Source organism: Actinophytocola sp. (genome assembly GCF_035942955.1).
Lineage (GTDB): Bacteria > Actinomycetota > Actinomycetes > Mycobacteriales > Pseudonocardiaceae > DASYTH01.
The window spans coordinates 94,880-101,345 of record NZ_DASZCQ010000228.1; the positions used below are offsets into that span (position 1 = coordinate 94,880).

The 6,466-nt window shown below is 74.2% G+C and carries 5 protein-coding genes and 1 pseudogene; 1 reads left to right on the top strand and 5 read right to left on the bottom strand.

Features of this window, described 5'->3' with window-relative positions; genetic code table 11:
* Positions 1-168 precede the first annotated feature (168 nt).
* Positions 169-579, bottom strand: coding sequence for a PPOX class F420-dependent oxidoreductase (locus VGX25_RS23785; RefSeq protein ID WP_326920101.1), 411 nt, complete (start codon positions 577-579; stop codon positions 169-171).
* Between the two features lie 15 nt (positions 580-594).
* Positions 595-2,229, bottom strand: coding sequence for an acyl-CoA synthetase (locus VGX25_RS23790; RefSeq protein ID WP_326920102.1), 1,635 nt, complete (start codon positions 2,227-2,229; stop codon positions 595-597).
* Between the two features lie 70 nt (positions 2,230-2,299).
* Here VGX25_RS23790 and VGX25_RS23795 point away from each other — a divergent pair, with 70 nt between their 5' ends.
* Positions 2,300-3,958 carry a bifunctional 3'-5' exonuclease/DNA polymerase gene (locus VGX25_RS23795; protein ID WP_326920103.1) on the top strand — a complete coding sequence of 553 codons (1,659 nt, stop codon included), beginning with the start codon at positions 2,300-2,302 and terminating at the stop codon, positions 3,956-3,958.
* 227 nt (positions 3,959-4,185) lie between these two features.
* On the opposite strand, the gene VGX25_RS23800 is transcribed toward VGX25_RS23795, so the two are convergent.
* From VGX25_RS23800 to VGX25_RS23810, 3 genes and pseudogenes are all read right to left on the bottom strand, one after another.
* Positions 4,186-5,349: a lactate 2-monooxygenase gene (locus tag VGX25_RS23800; RefSeq protein ID WP_326920104.1), complete on the bottom strand. Its 1,164-nt coding sequence runs from the start codon at positions 5,347-5,349 to the stop codon at positions 4,186-4,188.
* Positions 5,346-5,774 carry a hypothetical protein gene (locus tag VGX25_RS23805; RefSeq protein WP_326920105.1) on the bottom strand — a complete coding sequence of 143 codons (429 nt, stop codon included), beginning with the start codon at positions 5,772-5,774 and terminating at the stop codon, positions 5,346-5,348. The genes VGX25_RS23800 and VGX25_RS23805 overlap by 4 nt, the downstream gene beginning before the upstream one ends.
* Positions 5,775-5,808: 34 nt before the next feature.
* Positions 5,809-6,466, bottom strand: a pseudogene (locus VGX25_RS23810) (hypothetical protein); the annotation flags it as partial.

The window sequence follows — 6,466 nt, forward strand, 5'->3', positions numbered from 1 at the left end:
AATCCATGCAACCGGGGGCCGTGATCGACCGGCAACCACTGCCGCATCACCACGCGGCTCTTACGTTACCCGCCAAAGTCGATCCGACCGTGACCACCCTAGAATTGCGCTGGAAAGCCGATTCGCAACTGTCAGGGGTCGCGTCGAATTGCGCGCCGATGGTAACGGTCAGCCCTCGCGATCGGGCCCGGCGCGGTCGATTCGGATGCGAATCAGGCAGCGCTTGTCGGTGCGCATGGCCGCGCGATACTCGTCCCAGTCCGGGTGCTCGCCGGAGATCGACCGGTAGTAGGCCACCAGACCGTCCATCGCCTCGGGCAGCGAGACGATCTCCACCGGACCCTCGACCTGGATCCAGCGGCCGAAGAAACCGTCGGGCAGCACGCACAGCCAGGCGCGGGGCGAGCGGCGCAGGTTGCGCACCTTGTACGCGGTCTCCCGGCTGCTGATCACCGCGTGGTCCTCGTCGTCGGTGGTGACCAGGACCGGCGACAGCTGTGGCTGGCCGTCCGCGCGCAGGGTGGTGAGCACCGCCCGGTGCTGCGCGCGGAGCACGTCGCGCGCCTTGGCGAGATCCATGCCAACAACGATAGGTCAGTCCAGCTCGGCCAGCTTGGTGCGGAGCACCTTCCCGGTGGCGTTGCGCGGCAGCTCGTCGAGGAACACCACCTCGCGGGGCACCTTGAAGCGGGCCAGGTTGGCCTTGACGAACGCCTTCAGCTCGTCGGCGTCCACACTGGACCGTGGCCGCGGCACGACGTAGGCCCGCAGGCGCTGGCCGAACTCCTCGTCCGGCACGCCGACCACCGCGGCCTCCACCACGCCGTCGTGCTCGACGAGCAGGTTCTCGATCTCGCCGGGGTACACGTTCTCGCCGCCCGAGACGATCATGTCGTCGTCCCGGCCGTCGATGAACAGCCGCCCGTCCTCGTCGAAGTGCCCGACGTCCCCTGTGGACAGCAGGCCGTCGATGATCTCCTTGTGCCGGCCGTCGGTGTACCCGCCGAAGCTGAGTCCACTTCCGACGAACACGCGCCCGACGGCGCCGGGCGCGGTGACCGGGCGGCCCGCGTCGTCGTAGAGCACCACCCGGCAGCCGACCGGCGGCCGGCCGACCGTGCCCGGCGCCACGCGCCAGTCCTGCGGCGTGGCCACGGTCGCGACCGCGACCTCGGTGGAGCCGTACAGGTTGTAGAGCACGTCGCCGAACGCCGCCATGGCGCGGTTGCCCAGCTCCGGCGCCAGCGCCGAGCCGGCCGCGAAGATGATCCGCAACGACGAGGTGTCGTACCGGTCGAGCACCTCGGGCCCCAGGTCGAGGATGCGCTGCAGCATGGTGGGCACCACGACCAGCGCCGTGGCCCGGTTGTCGGCCACGGCCCGCAGGGTGGCCTCGGCGTCGAACCGGCGGCGCATCACCACCGTCGATCCCAGCGCGAACGACAGGACGAACTGGGACAGCCCGGTGCCGTGGAACAGCGGCGCGGCCATCATCGTGCACTCCCCCGCGCGCAGCGGGATGCGGTCGAGGAACTGCGCGGCCGCCAGCGGGTTGCGCACCTGGCGCGGCGCGCCCTTCGGGGTGCCGGTGGTGCCGCTGGTCAGCAGCACCAGCGTGCCGGCCTCGCGAGCCTGCGGAACCGGACGGTCGTCGGTGCTGGCGATCAGCTCCTCGAGCGTGGTGACGTCCCGCGTCGACCCCTCCGCCCAGGCCAGGAACCGCGGCATGCCCGCGGGCAGCGCGCCGACCAGGTCGGTGAACTCCTGGTCGTAGACGAACGCCGACACGCCCTCCCGCTCGGCCACGTCGACGAGTTGCCGCCGGGCGAACCCGGTGTTGAGCATCAGCAGCCGCGCGCCCAGCTTGCCCGCGGCGATCATCGTGTCGACCGCGCCGCGGTGGTCCCTGGCCAGCAGCCCGATCGTGGCGCGCTCGCCGATCCCCTTCCCGGCCAGCGCGCGGGCCAGCGCGTTGCCCCGCAGGTCGAGCTGGTGGAAGGTGAGCGGTCCGAGCTCGTCGACCAGCCCGAGCGCCCGGTGGTCCTTGCCGGCCGCGACGTGGACGGCGCCGGCGATCGGACCCATCTGCCGGACGGCGACGAGCCCGCGCAGCACCAGATCCGGGCGGGTGAACGGGATCATCCCGGCCCGGCGGATGACGTCGAGGCTGCGCAGGGCGGTCGGGACCCGGGTGGCCAGCTCCTGCACCCGCGACATGTAGGTCGACATCGCATCTCCCCTCTCTTGCACCGTGCCCGACGGTCCCGGGGAACGTCAACTGTCGGTGCCGTGCCGGAGAATGCCGAGCGTGCAGGTCATCGCGGTGCCGGGGGCGGAAGGGGCGGGGCGGCTGCGCGTGCCCGGCGAGCCCGACCGCCACGTGCCCGACCTGGCCGCGGCCATGGCCGAGCTCGAGCGGGCGCACCGGCCGCGGTGGGTGCTGCCGGCGACCGACGAAGTGTACCCGGCCCTGCTCCGCTCCGGTGTCCGGTTAGGACGGTTCCACGACCTGGCGCTCACCGAGGGCATCCTGCTGGCCTGCGCCGGAGAGCCGGGGCGGCCGCGGAACCTGGCCGCGGCCGTGGCCCGGCTGCGCGGCCTGCCGGAGCCGGCCGACCGGCCCCCGCCGAGCCGGGCCGAGCAGCCGGCGCTGTTCGAGCCGGAGCGGGCCACCGTGCCGGCCCACGGTGATCCGCTCGACGCCGCGCAGGCGGTGCTCGCCGACCAGCAGCGCCGCATCGACGCCGACCCGGCCCCGCTGCGCCTGCTGGTCGCCGCCGAGTCGGCCGGGGCGCTGGCCGCGGCCGAGATGTCGCACCACGGCCTGCCATGGCGGGCCGACGTCCACGACGCGCTGCTCACCGAGCTGCTCGGGCCGCGCCCGGCGGGCGGGGCCCGGCCGGTCCGGCTGGCCGAGCTCGCCGAGCAGATCGCGGCCGCGTTCGGTGGCACGCAGGTCAACCCCGACGCGCCGGCGAGCGTCGTGCGGGCGTTCAAGAAGGCCGGCATCGACGTGCCGTCCACCCGGGCCTGGGTGCTGCGCGAGGTCGACCACCCGGCCGTCGCGCCCCTGCTACAGTACAAGGAGCTGGCCCGGCTCTGGGTGGCGCACGGCTGGTCCTGGTTGGACACCTGGGTGCACGAGGGCCGGTTCCGCGCGGAGTACGTGGTCGGCGGCGTCGTGTCCGGCCGGTGGGCGACAAGGGGCGGCGCCGCGCTGCAGCTGCCGAAGGCGCTGCGCACGGCGGTGCGGGCCGACCCGGGCTGGGTGCTGGTGGTGGCCGACGCCGCGCAGCTCGAGCCCCGCGTGCTGGCCGCGCTGTCCGGCGACCGGAAGCTGGCCGAGGTGTCCACATCGGTCGATCTGTACGCCAGCCTTGCCGCGGACTCGTTCGACGGCGACCGGGCCAAGGCGAAGGTCGCCATGCTGTCGGCGATGTACGGCGGCACCAGCGGAGGGGCCGGCCCGCTGCTCGCCGTGCTGCGCAACCGGTTCCCGGACGCGGTCGGCTACGTCGAGCAGGCGGCGCGGGCCGGCGAGGCGGGCGAGCTGGTGCGGTCCCGGCTCGGCCGCACCAGCCCACCCCCGAGCGCGGCCTGGCGGGCGCTGACCGGATCGTTCGAGCAGGACGAGGGCACCGAGCGCAAGTCCCGCCAGGCGGCGAGGAACTGGGGTCGGTTCACCCGCAACTTCGTGGTCCAGGCCAGCGCGGCCGACTGGGCCCTGACCGTGCTGGCGTCGCTGCGCCGCCGCCTCGCCGCCACCGCGCCCGACGCGCAGCTGGTGTTCTTCCAGCACGACGAGGTGCTGGTGCACTGCCCGGCCGAGCGGGCCGCCACCGTCGCGTCCGAAGTAGACAGCGCGGCCGCGGAGGCGAGCCGCCTGGTGTTCGGTGACACCCCGGTGCGGTTTCCGTTGCAGGCGGCCACGGTGGACTGCTACGCCGACGCGAAGTGAGCGGCGCCCGGGGTGGGTTCCGGGGGTGGGGGGTGAGGAGGCGGGGTTTGGTCAGGTGGCTGGGTGGCGTTGGCGAGTACGGGTTCCGGGGTGGGGGGCGCGGGGTTGGGCCAGGTGGCTAGGCACCGTTGGCGGGTACGGGAGTTCGCGGTGGGGGCGCGCGGTTTGGCCAGGTGGCTAGGCACCGTTGGCCGGGTGCGGGTTCCGGGGGTGGGCAGGTGGGCGGCTCAGGCCCGGCGCAGGGTGTTCGGGGACAGCTCGGCCGGGGTGCGGTGGCCGGAGAGGCCGAGGGTGAGGTCGAAGTCGGCGAGGATGCTGCGCACGGCGTGGCGGACGCCGGCCTCGCCGTCGAGGGCGAGGCCGTAGGCGTAGGGGCGGCCGATCAGCACGGCCTGGGCGCCGATGGCGAGGGCCTTGAGGATGTCCGCGCCGGTGCGGATGCCGGAGTCGAACAGCACGGTCAGCCGGTCGCCGACGGCGGCGACGATCTCCGGCAGGGCGTCCAGCGAGCCGATGGCGCCGTCGACCTGCCGGCCGCCGTGGTTGGACACCACGATCCCGTCCATGCCGGCGTCGAGCGCCAGCCGGGCGTCGTCGACGTGCTGGATGCCCTTGAGCAGGATCGGCCCGTCCCAGTGCTCGCGCAGGAACGGTAGCTGGTCCCAGCGCTTGTCGGTGCCGGTGAACATCGGGATCCAGCGCAGCACCGCCGCCTGCGGATCCTCCGACGGGGATTTCTCAAGCCCGGCAAGGAAAGCCGGGTCGGAGAACGGGATCGCGGTGCCGATGCCGCGGATGAACGGCAGGAACGACCGGTCTAGGTCGGCCGGTCGCCAGGCCAGCGTCCAGGTGTCCACGGTGACCACCAGCGCGGTGAACCCGGCCGCCTTCGCCCGCTGCAGCAGGCTGATCGTCACGTCGTTGTCGTTGGGCCAGTACAGCTGGAACCACCGCGGACCGTCCCCGTTGGCCTCGGCCACGTCCTCGAACGTGTGCGACGCCGCGGTGGACAGGACCATCGGCACACCGAGCGCGCCGGCCGCCCTGGCGGTGGCCAGCTCGCCGTCCGGATGCATGATCGCCTGCACCCCGACCGGCGCGAGCAGCACCGGCGCGGGCATGGCCGTGCCGAGCACGGTCACCGACAGGTCCCGCTCGGTGGCGCCGGTCAGCATCCGCGGCACGATCCGCCAGCGGTCGAACGCCTCCCGGTTGGCCCGCAGGGTGGCGCCCGACCCCGCGCCCCCGGACACGTAGCCGAACGGTCCGGGCTCCATTCGCCCGCGGGCCACGCCCTCCAGCACCGCGGCGTCCGTGGTGAACGCCGGGATCTGGTCGACGAGGCCCTGCAGGTAGATCTCGTTCTGGTAGCTGCCGAAGGACGCGGTCATCGGCCCTGCTGTCCGAAGTGGCCGCCCGGCGGGCGCGCCGGCGGCGGGTAGTTGGGCTGCGGCGGGAACTGCGCGCGCGCCTGGCCCGGCTGCGGGCGGAACTGCGGCGGCGGTTGCTGGGCGACCTGGTACGGCTGGCCGAACGGCTGTGGCGGCGGCTGGTAGCCGGGCGCCGGTCGCGATGGGTACGGCTGGGACGGTGGCTGCTGCGCGTAGGCCATGGCCGGCGGCTCGCTGGCCGCGCCCTCCTTTCGCTTGCGCCAGGCCAGGACCAGCGCGGCGATGGCCACACCTGCGGCGCCGATGCCGAGGCCCAGCCCCGGCTGCCACGGCTCGGCCCACATGACGACCCGGAACTGGATGTCGGTGTAGTGCAGGATCGCCGAGCCGAACCCGATCACGGCTAAGAATGCCCCGAAGCGCACGTCATTCCCCCTTCGGCGGATGGACGCAGGCACCCTAGCGAGTCCGCAGCTTCAGCCGCCACAACCCCAGCCACGCCAGCCCGAGCGAAATCCCGGAGCCGGCCAGCCCCACGTTGAGCAGCTGCATGTCGCGTGATCCGAAGGCCAGCGCGAGGGTCCACCCGGCGAGCGCCAGCAGGGCCACGGCCAGCAGGACCGCGCAGGTCACGATCAGCGGCTCGGCCCGCCGCAGCACCGCGATGCCCGCCCGGGCGCCGGGCGGCAGCCCCAGCCAGCCGTGGGCGGCGAGGCCGAGCACGAACAGCACGAGCCCGAGGCCGACCCAGACCAGCAGCGGGCTCGGGCTGGGCAGCCCGGCGATCAGCAGCAGGAACGACCCGACGGCCAGCCACGTCGCCACCCGGCGCACCAGCAGCCACAGGGCGGTCCGCTGCCCCAGGCCGAACCGCGCCGGCCGGACGGCGGGTCGCCGGGCGGACGGTGGCCGGGTGACCGGCGCCGGCCGGCCGCGCGAGTCGATCCGGTCGAGCCGGGCACGGACCTGCGCGTTGCCCGGGTCCAGCCGCAGCGCGTCCCGGTACGCCTTCCTGGCCGACGCGACGTCCCCGGCCCTGGCCGCGGCGTCCCCGAGTACCTCGTGCGGGCGGGCCTCGCGCGGCGCCAGGTCGGCGGCCCGGCGCGCCGCGGCGAGC